This is a genomic window from Rhizobium sp. ZPR4, from assembly GCF_040215725.1.
GTDB lineage: Bacteria > Pseudomonadota > Alphaproteobacteria > Rhizobiales > Rhizobiaceae > Rhizobium > Rhizobium rhizogenes_D.
Genome location: NZ_CP157968.1, coordinates 61015 through 76593 on the forward strand (window position 1 = coordinate 61015; position 15579 = coordinate 76593).

13 protein-coding genes are annotated in these 15579 nt (G+C 59.4%); 6 read left to right on the forward strand and 7 right to left on the reverse strand.

Annotated elements, in window-relative coordinates; all coding sequences use genetic code 11:
- Positions 1–200 precede the first annotated feature (200 nt).
- The gene (locus ABOK31_RS19785; RefSeq protein WP_349960147.1) at positions 201–944 is read left to right on the forward strand and encodes a hypothetical protein; all 744 of its coding nucleotides are present in this window, start codon (positions 201–203) and stop codon (positions 942–944) included.
- Positions 945–1011: 67 nt separating this feature from the next.
- Here the strand turns inward: ABOK31_RS19785 and ABOK31_RS19790 are convergent, their stop codons facing one another.
- Positions 1012–2037, reverse strand: coding sequence for a LacI family DNA-binding transcriptional regulator (locus ABOK31_RS19790; protein ID WP_349960149.1), 1026 nt, complete (start codon positions 2035–2037; stop codon positions 1012–1014).
- 156 nt (positions 2038–2193) lie between these two features.
- Between ABOK31_RS19790 and ABOK31_RS19795 the strand changes: the two genes are divergently transcribed.
- From ABOK31_RS19795 to ABOK31_RS19815, 5 genes are all read left to right on the forward strand, one after another.
- Complete coding sequence (locus ABOK31_RS19795; protein WP_349960151.1) at positions 2194–4935, forward strand: sugar-binding domain-containing protein; 2742 nt, start codon at positions 2194–2196, stop codon at positions 4933–4935.
- Positions 4936–4981: 46 nt separating this feature from the next.
- A complete protein-coding gene (locus ABOK31_RS19800; RefSeq protein ID WP_349960153.1) occupies positions 4982–5146 on the forward strand; it encodes a hypothetical protein in 165 nt (54 codons plus the stop codon).
- Positions 5147–5202: 56 nt separating this feature from the next.
- On the forward strand, positions 5203–6462 hold the full coding sequence (locus ABOK31_RS19805) for a hypothetical protein (RefSeq protein ID WP_349960155.1): 1260 nt from the start codon (positions 5203–5205) through the stop codon (positions 6460–6462).
- A gap of 65 nt (positions 6463–6527) precedes the next feature.
- Positions 6528–7421, forward strand: coding sequence for a sugar ABC transporter permease (locus ABOK31_RS19810; RefSeq protein ID WP_349960157.1), 894 nt, complete (start codon positions 6528–6530; stop codon positions 7419–7421).
- 140 nt (positions 7422–7561) lie between these two features.
- Positions 7562–8299, forward strand: coding sequence for a carbohydrate ABC transporter permease (locus tag ABOK31_RS19815; RefSeq protein ID WP_349961346.1), 738 nt, complete (start codon positions 7562–7564; stop codon positions 8297–8299).
- 615 nt (positions 8300–8914) lie between these two features.
- On the opposite strand, the gene ABOK31_RS19820 is transcribed toward ABOK31_RS19815, so the two are convergent.
- The 6 genes from ABOK31_RS19820 to ABOK31_RS19845 all read right to left on the reverse strand — a co-directional run bounded on the left by ABOK31_RS19820 (position 8915) and on the right by ABOK31_RS19845 (position 15532).
- Entirely contained in the window at positions 8915–9820 is a 906-nt protein-coding gene (locus ABOK31_RS19820) for a sugar phosphate isomerase/epimerase (protein ID WP_349960159.1), read from the reverse strand.
- A gap of 22 nt (positions 9821–9842) precedes the next feature.
- Entirely contained in the window at positions 9843–10874 is a 1032-nt protein-coding gene (locus ABOK31_RS19825) for a Gfo/Idh/MocA family oxidoreductase (RefSeq protein WP_349960161.1), read from the reverse strand.
- Positions 10875–10895: 21 nt separating this feature from the next.
- Positions 10896–11840 (reverse strand): sugar phosphate isomerase/epimerase, encoded by a 945-nt coding sequence (locus ABOK31_RS19830; protein ID WP_350019293.1) that lies wholly within the window; start codon positions 11838–11840, stop codon positions 10896–10898.
- Between the two features lie 82 nt (positions 11841–11922).
- Positions 11923–12846, reverse strand: coding sequence for a sugar ABC transporter substrate-binding protein (locus ABOK31_RS19835; RefSeq protein ID WP_174180879.1), 924 nt, complete (start codon positions 12844–12846; stop codon positions 11923–11925).
- A gap of 119 nt (positions 12847–12965) precedes the next feature.
- A complete protein-coding gene (locus ABOK31_RS19840; protein ID WP_349961350.1) occupies positions 12966–13964 on the reverse strand; it encodes an ABC transporter permease in 999 nt (332 codons plus the stop codon).
- 14 nt (positions 13965–13978) lie between these two features.
- Complete coding sequence (locus ABOK31_RS19845) at positions 13979–15532, reverse strand: sugar ABC transporter ATP-binding protein (protein ID WP_349961352.1); 1554 nt, start codon at positions 15530–15532, stop codon at positions 13979–13981.
- Positions 15533–15579 lie beyond the last annotated feature (47 nt).

The following is a 15579-nucleotide window of genomic DNA, read 5'->3' on the forward strand; positions in this document are numbered from 1 at the left end:
TAGGTATCATTATACATTATAATATAATATATAATGTTGTGTTTCAAGGACGGACTCAGACTTTTCTCGGGAGAATATCCAGTCATCTCGTCCATCAGCAGCCGGCACGTTTCCGCGTGCGGCACCGACAGGTCTTGAATGCTCGACCTCGGCGTGATTCAATATCATCGTGACGGAAGCGGATTGAGCAGGTGGCCTGCATGAGCTTGTTCAGCAAAGTCAGACGAACCGAGATCATGAACCCGGTGAGCGGCTGGCTGAAAGTAGTGGCCTGCTCGCCGCCGCCCGACATTGCCGGCGAGGTGACGCTCTTTCCGAAATGCGACATAGACGGCGTGATCATCGCCGAGCGCGTAGCGCCAACCGCAGTCCATTTCAGCGGCCGCGATGTGCCGAAGTCGAAATGGCCTCATCCAGGCATGATGCTGCCGGTCGTCGTGGATCTCGCCGATCCCAGACATTACAGGATCGAATGGGAAAAAGTTCCGAGGGGGCAGCAGGCAGCAGAAAACCTCGCCGCGAGATTGCGCACCCAGAAACAGGACGAGCAGCGGATCGACGAGACTGACCATCCAGACTTTCCCCGCGTTTGGCGCGAGGCACCGGATGGGGAGACGTCGCCAGAGCTGCTCAATGGTCTCACCGCACAGCAAACAGAACTCGCGCTTGCCGGCGCAGCCGCTGCGGTCGGGCTTGAACCCACCATTGCAAGGGTATTGACCGCCGATGAGGTGAGGCCAAGCAGTGCGCCAGGCGGCACGTGGGACATTACCGTCCGGGTAACTCACCCGAATGGCGGCGTGGACTGGGATGCAGTCACGCGTATGTCATTCAGCAGTTCCGAACGCCGCCTGAAGCGCACCGCAGCGGGAACTACGCTGCCAGTTCTGGTCGATCCCGACAATCACAGACGGATCATCGTAGACGTATCCAGTCTTTCCTAAGGCCTCCTTCCAAGCGATGTGTCCGCGCCGCACGCCTTATATTTGGCAGGCTGTCCCTTCATCGCATTTAAGGCGGCGGCGCGATGGAAGCGCGAAGGATCAGCTGGCACTCCATCTTCAGCCTTACTGGCGGCTTCTTCGGCTGCATCACCTTTTCCAGAAGCTCGGCGACCGCCCAACGGCCCATATCCTCGTGCGGCAGCTTCAATGTTGTGAGCGGCGGCAGGATTTTTCGGGCGAGGCTTTCATCGTCAAAACCGATGACGGAAATATCGTCGGGAATCCTCAATCCGCGCAACCTAATCGCATCATAAGCGCCCATTGCCACACGGTCGGAAAAGCAGAAAACCGCCGTCGGTGGCAATGGCAGATCGAGGAGCTGCAGCATCTTTTCCCGCCCGAGATCGAGCGACCAGGCTTCCGAAAGGATCAGCTCCGGATCGACGGCAATATCATAGGTCGTCAGCGCCTGGCGATAACCGCTTAGACGATCGCGCGCCGCTTCAAGCCGTTGCCTGCCGGCGTCGATCATCGCGATGCGACGATGGCCGGCCTTGATCAAGGCTTCCGTTGCCGCGTAACCGCCGGCATGATCGCCGGGAATGATCGAGGAGAACTCGGCTCGCTGCTGGTGGCAGTTCAGAAGGACGGCTGGGTAGTTGCCGAGCTTGGAGGGCAGCACCGGCGCCAGCTGGGTGATCAGCGTGGCATAGATTACGCCAACGATCTGGCGCCGTCCGAGATAGTCGAGAATGGATTCCGCGAATTCGACCTGTCCGCCCGTAACGACGGTGAGCGCCGCCAGGCCCTGCTCTTCCGCTGCGCTTCGAACACCTTCGATCAGCGGCGCGGCATGCTGCGAGGCCATGAGATCGTCGATCAGGAGAACGATGATGCCGCTGATCGGGTCATTGGCCGGCACGGTCTTCTGGTAGCCAAGTTCCTCGGCGACCGCCAGCACACGCTCGCGCACCTTCTCCGAAACCCTCTTGCCGGGTGCCTCGTTCAGCACCAGCGAAACCGTCGCATGCGAAACGCCGACCTGCGAGGCGATATCGGACATGGTCGGTCGTTTCGTCGTTTTGTCGTTCACTCAGTTTCTTTCTCGGACTCAAGGGCAGTCTGCACGCACGTTAGAAAATCTGACGGACAATGTGAAGCTGCGGCCCTTGCGGAAGTTAAGTTTATAAGTTACGAAACTTATCTGTAACTTATTTTGTGACTTAATCCAACCAGAAAGCTCGCGGCTATGACCATCGCCTCCGGCCGTTTCGCCGACACTCATTGCGCGCCGCGTACGCGCCTGTCTCTCGACGGAGCCTGGGACTTCCAGCTGGAAGGCCAAACGCCAACGACGATTGCCGTGCCCGCCCCCTGGCAGGCCCATTTTCCGGATCTGCGGGCCGCGGCTGGCGTGGCAACCTATTCCCGCGGCTTCACCGTGCCGCAGGAGTGGCTCGGTCGTCAGGTCATCTTGCATTTTGGTGCGGTGAACTATTTCGCCGAAGTCGCGGTCAACGGCCGCGCTCTCGGTTCTCACGAAGGCGGCTATCTGCCGTTTGAATTTGTCATCCCCGGCGATCTGCTTGCGGGCGAATTGCGTCTGGATGTGAAGGTTACGCTGCCGAGCGCCGATGCCCGGGCTTTCCCGGATTTTCCGTTCGACGAGATCCCGCACGGCAAGCAGAGCTGGTACGGAATGCTGGGTGGCATCTGGCAATCGGTCTGGCTGGAATGCCGCTGCGAGGCGCATATCACCCACCAGGCCATCCGCGCCGATCTCGCAACGGGGGATGTCGTCATCGATGTCGAGCTGGCAGCAGCTTTTACCGGCGCCTTGAAGATCACGCTTCTCGATCGCAACGGTGCGGTCACAGCTTCGGCCGAAGTTGCGCTCGATGACGAGGCACGGGCTTCGGCCACGCTCAAAGTCGCCAAAGTGGAGGCGTGGTCGCTTGATGATCCCGCGCTCTATCGGGCTGTTGCCGAGCTATCCGAGAGCGGCACCGTTCTCGATGCCGCCGAGCAGAATTTCGGCTTTCGCACCTTCGAGGCAAGGGATGGAAGGTTCTTCCTGAACGGCGAGCCCTTCTACATGCGCGGCGCGCTGGATCAGGATTATTATCCCGAGGGCATCTATACGCCGCCGTCGCTGGAGTTCCTGGAGGATCAGGCACGCAAGGCAAAGGAGCTCGGCCTCAATCTCCTGCGCTGCCATATCAAGGTTCCCGATCCGCGCTATTACGATGTGGCGGACCGGTTCGGCCTGCTGGTCTGGACGGAAATCCCGAACATTCAGACCTTCACCGAAAAATCGGCGAAGCGCCTGCTCGATACGATGGAAGGAATCCTGCGCCGCGACGGCAACCATCCCTCCATCGTGATCTGGACCATCATCAACGAGGATTGGGGAACGCGCCTCGTCGAAAGCGCCGATCAGCGAGCCTGGTTGGAAAACGCCTATCACTGGCTGAAGGAGAAGGACCCGACGCGACTGGTCGTGGACAATTCCGCCTGCATTCCGAACTTCCATGTCGTCTCCGACATAGACGACTTCCACTACTACGCCTCAGTCCCGGAAATGGCGCGCGAGTGGACCGACTGGGTATCGGCTTTCGCGGGGAGGCCTGAGTGGTCCTATTCGCCGAACGGCGATGCGAAACGGCGCGGCGACGAGCCGCTCGTCGTCTCCGAGTTCGGCGTCTGGGGTCTGCCGCATCCGGAAAAGCTCAAGCAGGACGGCAAGGAACCGTTCTGGTTCATCAATGGCCTGGAGTGGGAGAGCGACGGCGCGACCTATCCGCACGGCGTCGAACAGCGCTTCCGCACCTATCAGTTCGATAAGGTCTTTCCGTCCTTCGGCTCCTTCATCGAGGACACGCAGTGGCATCAGTTCAATGCCCTCAAATTCGAAATCGAAGAGATGCGCCGCCATGCCTCGATCCAGGGCTATGTCATCACCGAGCTGACCGATTTGCATTGGGAAGCCAACGGCCTGATGGACATGCAGCGCAATACGCGTGCCTATCACAACCGCTTTCACGAGATTAATACCGATGTCGTCATCATCCCGCGCATGCAGCATTATGCTGTGTGGGCAGGCGATACCGCCAATGTCGAGCTCGAAATCTCGACCGGCGGCAAGGCGCTCCCCGCGGCCGAGCTGAGCTGGAACGTCGATGGTACGATTGCCGGAAGGATGGCGATCCCGGCGGTGAACGCGACATCGGTACATCATCTGCCGGCACTTTCTCTGTCCTTTGAGCCGGCCATGGCCGGCAGACAGATCAGCATCCAGTTTACGATCACCGCCGGCGGCAAGGAGATTGCACGCAACAGCCTCGAGGTCAGTGTCTATCGCCGCCGCTCCAAGCCGGTCCTTTCCGTATTCTCGGCCGAACCAGAAATCGCGCAATATCTCACTGCGCTCGGCTACACGCTTGTCGAGGCCGGCAAGGCGGATGTACGGGTTGCGTCTTCCCTCAGCCAGGCCGATATCGACGCCATGGAGCATGGTGCCCATTATGTATCGCTCGCCGATGTGGCGCCGCTGCCGTTCGGCAATCTGCGCAACGACCAGCCGAACTGGAATTACCCGACCGGGGGCGATCGCGGGCAATCCATGCCGCAGATGCGCGTCACCGAACGCAACGGCACCATCTGGAAGGGCAATTGGGTCACCGGCTTCAGCTGGGTGAAGCGTTCGGGGAAATTCGAACGCCTGCCGGGCGGCCCGCTGACCGATCTCTCCTTCGTTGGCGTCAATCCGAACCGCGTCATCACCGGTTTCCGGCCGGTCCATTTCGACGGCCTGGTCCACGCAGGTACGATGGTGGGCTGGATCCACAAGCCATGCGCAACCATTGCCGAGAGGCAGGTCGGCGCCGGTCATATCGTCGCCACGACCTTCGGCCTGATGCGCGAAACAGCTGGTGTCGATCCGGTAGCGGCAACCTTGCTTGATTGCATCATCGAGACGGCAGCCGGATAGCCGGCCCCAAAATCTCACCGCCGCATATGACCGGGAGGAGGTTGAAGTGGCCCAGACAGATGCAGCTTTGAGCATCCGCAATGTCTCCAAGAGCTTTGGAGAAATTGATGTGCTCAGCAACACCTCGCTCGGCATAGGCAGCGGCGCGATAGCGACGAGTACTGGCGGCAACGGATATCACGCGGCTCGCCAGCTGCGGCACAGGGCATAGGGACCACCCGCAAAGGGCGGCCCGGGAGGAAAACAGAACAGCCTGGAGGAGAAAGAATGCGTAACCTGTTGAGAACATCAATTGCTGCGTTAGCCCTCATGACTGCCTTTCCGGCATTCGCAGTCGAAAATGTCGTCTGGTGGGATTTTTTGTCCGGGGGCGATGGCGTGCGAATGAAGGCGCTGATCCAGCGCTTCAACGACGAGCATAAGGACAAGATCCAGATCACGGGCACGACGCTCGAATGGGGTATCCCCTATTACACCAAGCTGCAGACATCCGCCGCCGTCGGCCAGGGGCCTGATATCGCCACCTATCATCTGTCACGCCTAGCCGCCGCAGTTGCGGCCAAGACCGTCTCGCCGATCGATCCGAAAGAGCTCGATGCTGTCGGACTGAAAGACAGCGATTATCCACCGAACGCAATCGCCGCCTCGACGGTCGATAATGTGCGTTATGCCGTGCCCTTCGACGTCCATGGTGAAGTGCTCTACTACAACAAGAATGTGCTGAAGGAGCTCGGCGTGCTGGGCAAGGATGGCAAGCCGACCGGCATCGACACGCTGGAAGGCTGGCGCGCAGTTCTGACCAAAGCCAAGGATGCGGGCAAGAACGGCGTCGTCATCTCTTCGTCCAACGGCGATCTGCGCGATATCTACACCCTGTTCGGCCAGGAGGGCGGCCAACTGACCGCCGACGGCAAGTTCCTGCAGGGCGACAATTTCGACAAGATGGAAAAAGCCTACAACGAAGTCGCCGATTGGGTGAAGCAAGGCTGGGCGCAGCCTTATATCGACACCGAGACCATCACCCCCACTTTTCTCGCCGGACAATCCGCGTTCTTCCTGAACGGCAATTGGGAACTGCCGACCATGGAAACCGAAGTCGCCAAGGGTAACGGTTTCGATTATGGCATGGTCAACATTCCGGCCTGGATGGGCAAGCCCGCCAACTGGTCGGACTCGCACTCCTTCGTGATCCCCAACAATGTCGGCGTCACCATGACGCCGGAAAAACGCGCTGCGGTTCTCGAGGTCATCCGGTGGATGAACGTGAATTCGCTGGAATGGGCTGCTGCCGGCCACATCCCGGCCTATCTGCCGGTCAGCACCTCGGCCGCCTACAAGGCACTCAAGCCGCAGGCGGACTACGCAGCCATGGCGCTCAACGCCTTCTACATGCCGAAGACGCCACTGACGGGCGCGGCCTCGAAGTTCGACGACGATTGGCAGAACATGACGTCCGGGCCGCTCAATGGCGACGGCGATGTGAAGGAAACGCTCGAGAAGTTTCGCGATCACATGAACTCTCAGTGATGTTTTCTTCAACAGCTCCGGGGCTCCTCCCTGCCCCGGAGCTGCATTAACGAGAGAGGTGATGGATGGCCGCCGTCAGCAACAGGAAACAGGATAATGCGGTTGCGGCGCTGCTGGTCGCACCGGCGGTCATCGCGTTTCTGGTGATATTTGCCTACCCGACATGGCGGATGGTGGCGATGAGCCTGACCAATGCGCCGCTGATCGGACCGGGCGAATGGGTTGGCCTCGACAATTATGCACGCCAGCTCTCCTCACCCCAATTTCAAAAGGCGCTTTTAAACACGCTCTACTTCATCGCCCTGACCGTCGTCCCCGGCACGTTTCTCGCGCTGTTCATTGCCATGGGCATCAATCGCCTGAGCGGGCGCATACAGATGCTGGTTCTCGCCTGCTTTTTCCTGCCCTCGATCCTGCCGGTGTCGGTGGTGACCCAGATCTGGACCTGGATTGCAAACATGCAATACGGTGTCATCCAGAATGTCGTCGGACTGTTTACCGGCGGGCGGCCGCTCCCGGTCTTGCGTTCGCCAACCTATTTCATGCCATCAGTTGCAGTGATCACAATCTGGTGGACCATCGGCTTCAACATCCTGCTGTTCCTTGCGGCGCTGCGCAGCATCTCGCCTGACGTCTACGAGGCGGCCGCGCTCGACAATGCCAACCGCTGGCGAGTATTTTCGAGAATAACCTGGCCGCTGATCTGGCCGGTCACGGCGCTGGTTCTGACACTGCAGCTGATTGCGCAGTTCAAGATCTTCGCGCAGCCCTATCTACTCGGCTATTTCGCCCACACGCCGGCGGACGCGCAGACCGTTGTCATGACCGTCATCTACGATCTGGCCTTCAAGCAGAACAAGGGTGGCGAGGGTGCAGCCGTCGCCACCATCCTGTTCGTCATCATTCTCATTGCCTCCGTCCTCCAATACCAGTTCCTGCGCGCGCGAGGCGAAAAATGAGCATTCTGACAACAAGTACGCAGGTGGAGCCGAGCACGGTAAAGAGTCATGTTGCTTCAAGAAGCTGGAGTGGGCACGCATTGACCGCACTGACGGCGTTCGGGGCTCTTATCTGGTTCTTTCCGCTCTACTGGGCGGTCATGACATCGCTCAAATCCGACACGGAGGTGGTAAGCCGGGCGCCCGGGCTTTTCCCGAAGGCACCGACGCTCGAGCCTTATCGCTACGTGATCGAGCACTCGAGCATCGTGCAATGGTATATGAACTCAGTCGGCACCTCGGCGATCATTGCGGTTCTGGTGCTTGCGATGAGCGTCGGCTGCGCCTATGCGCTCAGTCAAATCCAGTTTCCCGGCCACCGTGTGATCTATGGGGCGCTTATCGCCTCGGTGATGGTGCCGGCGGAGGCGCTCATCATCAACCATTTCGTGCTGATGAACACCTTCGGGCTCATCAACAGCTGGGGCGGCATCGTGCTGCCGCAGCTCGTGGTGCCATCGGTCATCATCATCCTCAAACAATTCTTCGATCAGATTCCAAAAGAGTTCCGCGAGGCGGCGATGCTCGACAATGCCGGCCACCTGAGAACGCTCTGGAAGATATATGTGCCGATGAACTGGGGGGTGATCACTGCGCTCGGCATAACCACCTTTATCGCGGCATGGAACAATTTCCTGTGGCCATTCCTGGTCGCAACATCGGACAGCACGATCACCATTCCCGTCGGGATCACCCAGGTGAAGGATGTCTTCGGCGTGCGTTTTGCCAAGGATATGGCCGCCGCTGTCCTTGCCGGCCTTCCCGTCGCCATTCTCTACCTTGTCTTTCAGAAGCAGATCACGCGCGCCATCATGCTTTCGGCCGGAATAAAGGGATAGCCTGCGCCATGGCGGAATGAGGTCGCTGGAAATCTTTCCGCTCGCCCGAGACATGCGATCACCTCGGAAACAAATGACAGCCTTTTCCCCGCTATGGGGTACCAGCACATCTAAAATGGCATCACCATGGGATGCAAAAGAAGATCGGCGCGACAACGCCAAAACATGGTCGCGATAAACCTGCCTGAACTCGCGGAAGGATCTGTAGCCAAGTGCCTTGACCATGCGCGAGATGGAAGACGGCGCAATCCGGCAGTCTGCTGCCAGCGACGATGCGTTGCTGAAGGCGACCGCTTCCGGCCGCCTGAAACTGAGCTCCAGCATGTATTTGAGCGACTCCGGAAACTCTTTGGTCCGGGAGACGACAAACATCTTCAGCTCGGCAATGTCTTTGGGCGCTACCAGGGCGCCGTCCTGCGCCATTCTATCCTCCCGTTCGAACAGCTATTACCGTCAATCGTTTGCATGCGCGCAGGCGAGGTCCTGTCGTCCGAACGCAGGAGCCGCTTCGGCCTCGCGTGTGGGTTGGATCAGACATTGACCATTCGTCCTTCATGCGTATTGGCCCGCGCTGCGTCCAATACGCATCCCATTTCTCCTGCACATCACGCCGGCCTACTTCTTCCAGTATTTGTCGACATATTTCTGAATCTCGGTCCGCATGAAGCGGCCGGACGCATCGGCCCGGTCCTCCCAGCCGAAGACGCAGGCCGTGACGATCCCATCGAAGCCGACTTCTGCCAGCGAGGAGAAGAAGACGTCCCAGTTGATCTCACCCTGATGCATGTCCATGTGCTGGTGGATCGTGACCTTGGCACCCGGCGGATTGATGATGTAGCGAAGGCCCGACGACGCTTTGTGATTATAAGTGTCGGCCACATGCACGTGGGCGATCAGCGGCCCGGCATCGCGGATCATCTTCGCCATGTCGTCGCCAAAATAGAAGGTATGCGGGGCGCAATAGAGGAACTTGACGTTGTCCGAGCCGATCGTCCTCAACATGTCGATCGCCGGATGCAGGGTCTCGCACCAGTCCTCCGGGTGCGGTTCCATGTTGAGGGTCACGCCCTCTTTCTCGAAAACCGGCACGAGCTCCTCGATGGAACGCCACCAGGCTGCTTCGCTGTGTTCGTGCGTGTAGTGACCGCCGCAGCAGTTGGAGCGATGACCGCGATCCGGCGAAGGGCCGCGCCCGAACTCGGAATTCATGGTATCGACGCCGAGCTCGACGGCAAGATGAATAGCTTCTTTCCAATAGGAAACCGCAGCCTGCCGCTCGTCTTCGTGCGGGCTTGCCCAGCGATACATCGGCAGTAGCGATGCGACTTTTACGCCATGATCCTGGAGCGCCTTCTTGAACTCCCTGATGCGCTCCTTGTGGGCGCGCGGCCGCACCCACCATGGAAGGAGGTCATCTCGCGGGGAGACCTCGATATAATCGTAGCCGAGCTCGGCGGCCTTGCGGCAAAGTTCGTTGAGCGGCAGATGCCGATGCATGTGCGGATCGAGTGCGATCTTCATCGTTTTCTCCTTTTGGATGTCGTCAGGCGGCGGGCTCGAGGACGTGCGCTGCGTAAAATGCCGGTCGCTCGCCAATCTCGATTGGAACGATCCGACCGGAGTGCTTGGCCTCGACACAGGCGTCGGCAGTAATGGCTGCGAAGTAACCGTCCCAGGCCGTCGGGCCACGCACCACACCCATCTTGACGGAATCGATCCACTCCTGGAGTTCGACGTCGTAGCTGTCGATGAAACGCAGCTTCCAGTCCTGGAGGATTTCGTGGCTGAGCTTCGCGTCTTTGCGTAGAAGCACGCTCATGGGTTCCGGCAGGTAGCCGATGCCGTCCTCGCCGACCACCTGGCATTGGATGTCATAGCCATAGGGGCAATTGACGAAGACCTCGACGTCGATCCGGATGCCCTTGCTGGTTTCGAGGAGGATCATGTGGGGGTCGTCGAGATCCTTGCGGGCGTGCTTCGTCTTCCGGGGCATGATGACCTGCGCGGAGACATAGTCGTCGTCGAGCAGCCAGCGCAGCACGTCGATCTCGTGCGGGAAGCTGTCGGTAATCGCCATGTCGCCACCGTAGACGTCCGGAACATTCGGATTGCGGTGGGCGCAATGAACCATCAGGGGTTCGCCGAGATTGCCGCTCTCAATCTGCTGTTTCAGCAGGCGATAGCTTTTGTCGTAACGGCGCATGAAGCCGACCTGGACGAGATGGCGGCCGCTTGCGATTTCCGCATTGACGATGTTGAGGCAGGCCGCTGCGGTCGTTGCGAGCGGCTTCTCGCAGAAGACGGGCTTGCCGGCCGCGATCGAGGCAAGCACGAATTCCTCATGCGTCGGCCCCCAGGATGTGACGACGATAGCCTCGACATTGGCGTCGACCACAAGATCATGCCCGTTTTCGAAGACGCGGGCGGCGGGCGTCAGGCGTCTTGCGACCTCGTCGGCCTGCGCCTTGTTGATGTCGTTGACGGCGACAACAGTCGAACCGACAAGCTTGTTGTGAAGCCGTTCTATATGTTCCTGGCCGATTGCGCCGGTTCCGATAACACCGATCTTGAGCATGTTTGTTTCCTTAAAATGGGATCAGTCGAAGTCGCGCGGCAAAGCGAGCTTTAACGTGGTGAGTGATTTCTTGACGCCGGTGAGCGGTTCCATCCCGGCATCCTCCATCTCAAGGCTGACGGGGCCGTCATAGCCGGCAAGCCGGGCGACGGCGAAGAACTCCTTCCACCACTGAACGTCGTGGCCATGGCCAAGCGCCACGTAGTTCCAGGACCGCTTTGCAATGTCGTTGATCCAGTAGGTGTCGATCAGGCCATTGGCCTCGGCAAGCGTCCGCTCGAGGCGCACGTCCTTTGCATGCATGTAGTGAATCGCCTCGCCAAGCAGGCGCACGGCCGCAATCGGGTCGCCACCCATCCACATGTGATGGCTCGGGTCGAAATTCATGCCGATCACGGGATCGACATGCCCGCGCAGCCGCAGCATGTTCGCGGGATTGTGGATCATGGTCGCGCCGAGGTTCTCAATGGCGATGCGGATGCCGCACTCCCTGGCAAGATGGCCTGCTCTCTGGAAATACGGGATGAGGACCTCATTCCACTGATAGTCCAGCGCCTTCTCGTGTTCGGGCAGGATGACATGGGTAATCCAGTTTGGCAGCTCATCCGTCGGCGTGCCACCAGGGCAGCCGGACATCATGACGACCGTCTTGACGCCGAGCTTCTCGGCAAGCCGGAAGGTCTTGTCGACCACGGCGCGATGCGCCTCGCCGCTTGGCCCCGGATGAAGCTGGTTGCCGGAACAATTGAGAGCGGCAATCGACAGGCCACGACGATCAAGTGCGGCCAAGAAGTCCTTGCGCGCAAGCTCGCTCGACAAGAGTTCATCGAGCTTCAGATGCGGCGCCTTCGACCAGTTGCCGCAGCCGAGTTCGACAGCTTCGAACCCGAGCTTGGAAACCGTGTCGAGCATATCCTCGAATGGGAGGTAGCCGAGAATGTCGGTTACCAGACTAAGACGCATCATTTCATTGGCTCCGCTGACGTCATTTCATGGTGGATTTGCGTGCCGGGACGCTTGTCGTCCCGACACGCCTCTTCGGGAGGAATTACTTCTTCATGTATTGGTCGACATTGTCCTTGGTGATGGACTCGAACGGCACGAGCTTCTCGGCCGGCGGCTGCTCGCCCTTCTTGATGCCTTCGACCACTTCGAAGGCGGCCTTTGCCTGACCGGCTGCATTCTGGAAGATCGTCTGGGACATCTCGCCGGCCTTGATCGCCTTCAGCGCATCCGGCACGCCATCGACGCCGGCGATCATCACGCCCTTGAGGCGGTCCGACCCCTTCAAGGCTTCCAGGGCGCCTAACGCCATCTGGTCGTTCGCAGCGACGATGGCGTCGAACTTCGGGAAGCTCTGGATCCAGTCTTCGGTGACCTTCATGCCCTCGGCACGATCGTAGTTGCCCGTCAGGCTCGCGAGGATCTTCACGTCCGGACGTCCGAGCGCCTCTTCGAAGCCCTTCTTTCGTTCCTGCGAATGATAGAGACCCGGCGTGCCTTCTAGATAAAGGATCTGCGCGTCCTTCGGCAGCTTGGCCTTCATGTATTCGGCCTGCATCTTGCCGGCATCGATGTTTTTGGAGCCGACGAAGGTATATTTGCCGCCGGCCGACTGGATGCCGAGGGCAACGACCGGGATGCCGGCAGCATTGGCCTTCTCGACACCCGGAACGATGCCCTGATAGTCGACGGGAACGACGACGATCGCATTGACCTTCTGAGCGATGAAATTATCGATCTGGTCGAGTTGCTTGCTGGCGTCGTTGTTGGCATCGGCGAACTTGATGTCGACGTTCGGATCGGTCTTGGCGGCATCGACGAAGGCCGTCTTGCGCGCCATGACGAAGACGTCGGTGTCTGCCATGTTGGCATAGCCGACGACGAATTTGTCGGCGGCGAACGTGCTGTTGGCGGATAGCGCGGCGATCGAAACGGCTGCCGCCAGTGCGAGTTTGGTCATGAATTTCATTGGTTCTTCTCCTCCCATTGGGCGTTACAAAACTCAGGTGGTTTTCGGCGCGCCCTTTCGCGCCGACACACAGGTGGTCCTCCGCTTGTGCGGTTTTCTGCTTTGCGGGAACTTTCCGATCAGGCCTTCTTCTTGCTGCGGGCCGATTTCGTCCAAACATCAAGGATGACCGCGATCGCGATGATCAGGCCCTTGATGATCTGCTGCCAGTACGAGCTGACATTCATCAGATTGAGTATGTTGTTGATGACGCCGATGATCATCGAGCCGATGATGGTGCCGGTGATCGTTCCCGTGCCGCCCATCAGGCTGGTGCCGCCGACGACGACTGCGGTGATGGCGTCGAACTCGTAGCCGACACCGCCGGCCGGCTGCCCCGAATTGATGCGGGACATCAAAACTATACCGGCGATCGCACACAGGATTCCGTTGTAGATGAAGGCCTTGACGACAATGCTGTCGGGATTGATGCCGGATGCCCTTGCTGCGCGGTCGTTGCCGCCGACGGCATAGACGTAGCGGCCGAACTTGGTCTTGTTGAGCAAGATCCAGGAGATCACGACGAAGGCCACGAGGATCAGGACCGAGATCGGCACCGGTCCGACGGAGCCCTGACCGATGACCTTGAACTCGCCGAGACCGGAAACCGGTGCGCCGCCGGTATAAAGCAGCACGGCACCTCTTGCGACCGTCGTCATCGCCAGCGTCATGATGAAAGACGGGATGCGGAAGAACGTGATCACGAAGCCGTTGATGAAACCTGTGACGACGCCTGTCGCAATACCCGCCAATACGGCAAGTGCAATGCTTCCGGTCGTTGCCATCACACTGGTCGCGATCACCCCGCACAGCGCCAGCACCGATCCAAGCGAGACGTCGATCTGGCCGAGAATGATGATAAAGGTGACGCCACAGGCAAGAAGGCTGACGACGACGACCTGGCGCAGGACGTTCGTGAGGTTCGCCTCCGTCAGAAAGGTCGGGCTCAGCAGCGAGGCCAGGATGCAGATGCCGGCGAAGATCAGAATGGTGCCGTATTTGCGGTAGATCAGGGCGAAGTCGATTCCATGAGATTTCGTCTTGGATTTGGGCGTCGCGCCCTTCGCAGCCGCAGCCATCGGTTCGGTACTCATCAATGTCCTCCCGTTGCGAGGCGCATGATGCTTTCCTGATTGGCCTCGCTTCTTGTCAACTCGCCGGCAACCCGGCCCTCGCTCATCACGACGACGCGGTCGCTCATTCCCAAGATCTCCGGCAGTTCGGACGAGATCATGATGATCGCCAGGCCCTGCCGGGCGAATTCGCTCATCAGCCTATGAATCTCGGATTTCGATCCGACGTCGATGCCGCGGGTCGGCTCATCAAGGATCAGGAGCTTGAGGTCGCCGAGCAGCCACTTGGCGAGCACGATCTTCTGCTGATTGCCGCCGCTCAGGTTCTCGACGATCATCGCAGTGTCCGGCGTCTTGATCTGCAGCATCTTGATCATGCGCTGTGCGGCGGTTTCCTCCTGCCTTTCGCTGATGAAGAGGCCACCGGCAAACTTCTTGAGATTGGCAAGCGAGATGTTTTCCCCGACCGATCGGCAGAGCACGAGCCCTTCCGCCTTCCTGTCCTCGGACACCATGGCGATGCCTTTGGAGATCGCATCCTTCGGCGATTTCGGCTTCAGCACGGCGCCATTCAGCCGGATCATGCCGCCATCTGCCTCATCGAGGCCGAAGATGACGCGGGCAACTTCGGTGCGACCGGCGCCGATCAGACCGGACAAGCCGACGATTTCGCCGGCGCGAACAGTGAAACTGATATCCTCGAAGGCACCGGTTCGTGTGAGCTTCTCGACCGAGAGCACGACATCGCCGATCGGAACCTCTTCCTTTGGAAAGATGCTGGAGATCGTGCGGCCGACCATCTGGGAGATCAACTTGGAAGGATCATAGTCGCTCGCAGGCGCTGCGGCGATGAACTGGCCGTCGCGCATGACGGTGATGTCGTCGGCGATCTGGAAGATCTCATCCATCTTGTGGGTGATGTAGATGATGGCGACACCGCTTGCTTTCAGGTCGGCGATCTGCCGGAACAGCATGGCGACTTCGGTGTCGCTGATCGCGGAGGTCGGCTCGTCCATGATGACAAGAGACGCTTGGCGGGAGATGGCCTTGACGATCTCGATCAACTGCATGGCAGCGATCGAAAGATCGCGCATCTTCGTCTCGGGATCATATTTGAGCCCGACCCTGTCGAGCAGCGCCTTGGTGTCGGCGTTCATCCTGGCGAAATCGACGAAGCGCGACAGGAAGCCCTTTTCCGACATGGCTGGTTCGCGGCCGAGGAAGATATTCTCGGCGATCGTCATGTCGAGAACTGGACTGAGTTCTTGATGGATCATCGAGATCCCGCGCTCAAGCGCGGCCGACGTGTCCTGTCCGCTCAGCGCCTCTCCCTTGAAGAGGATTTCTCCGCCGTCGATCGCATAGGTGCCGCTCAGGATCTTCATGAGCGTTGATTTGCCGGCGCCGTTTTCGCCGACCAGCACGTGGACGGTGCCGGCTCGAACCTTGAGGTTCATGCCATCGAGAGCGAGCACGCCGGGAAATGCCTTGACGATGTCGCGCATCTCGAGAACGACGTCGTCGCCCCGCGAAGAATGTCCGCTGGCGCTGTCATTAAGACGCGCCGATCCCATGGCCGCAGACATGTCTGCCTCCTCCCAAATTCCGCCCTTCCGGCGTT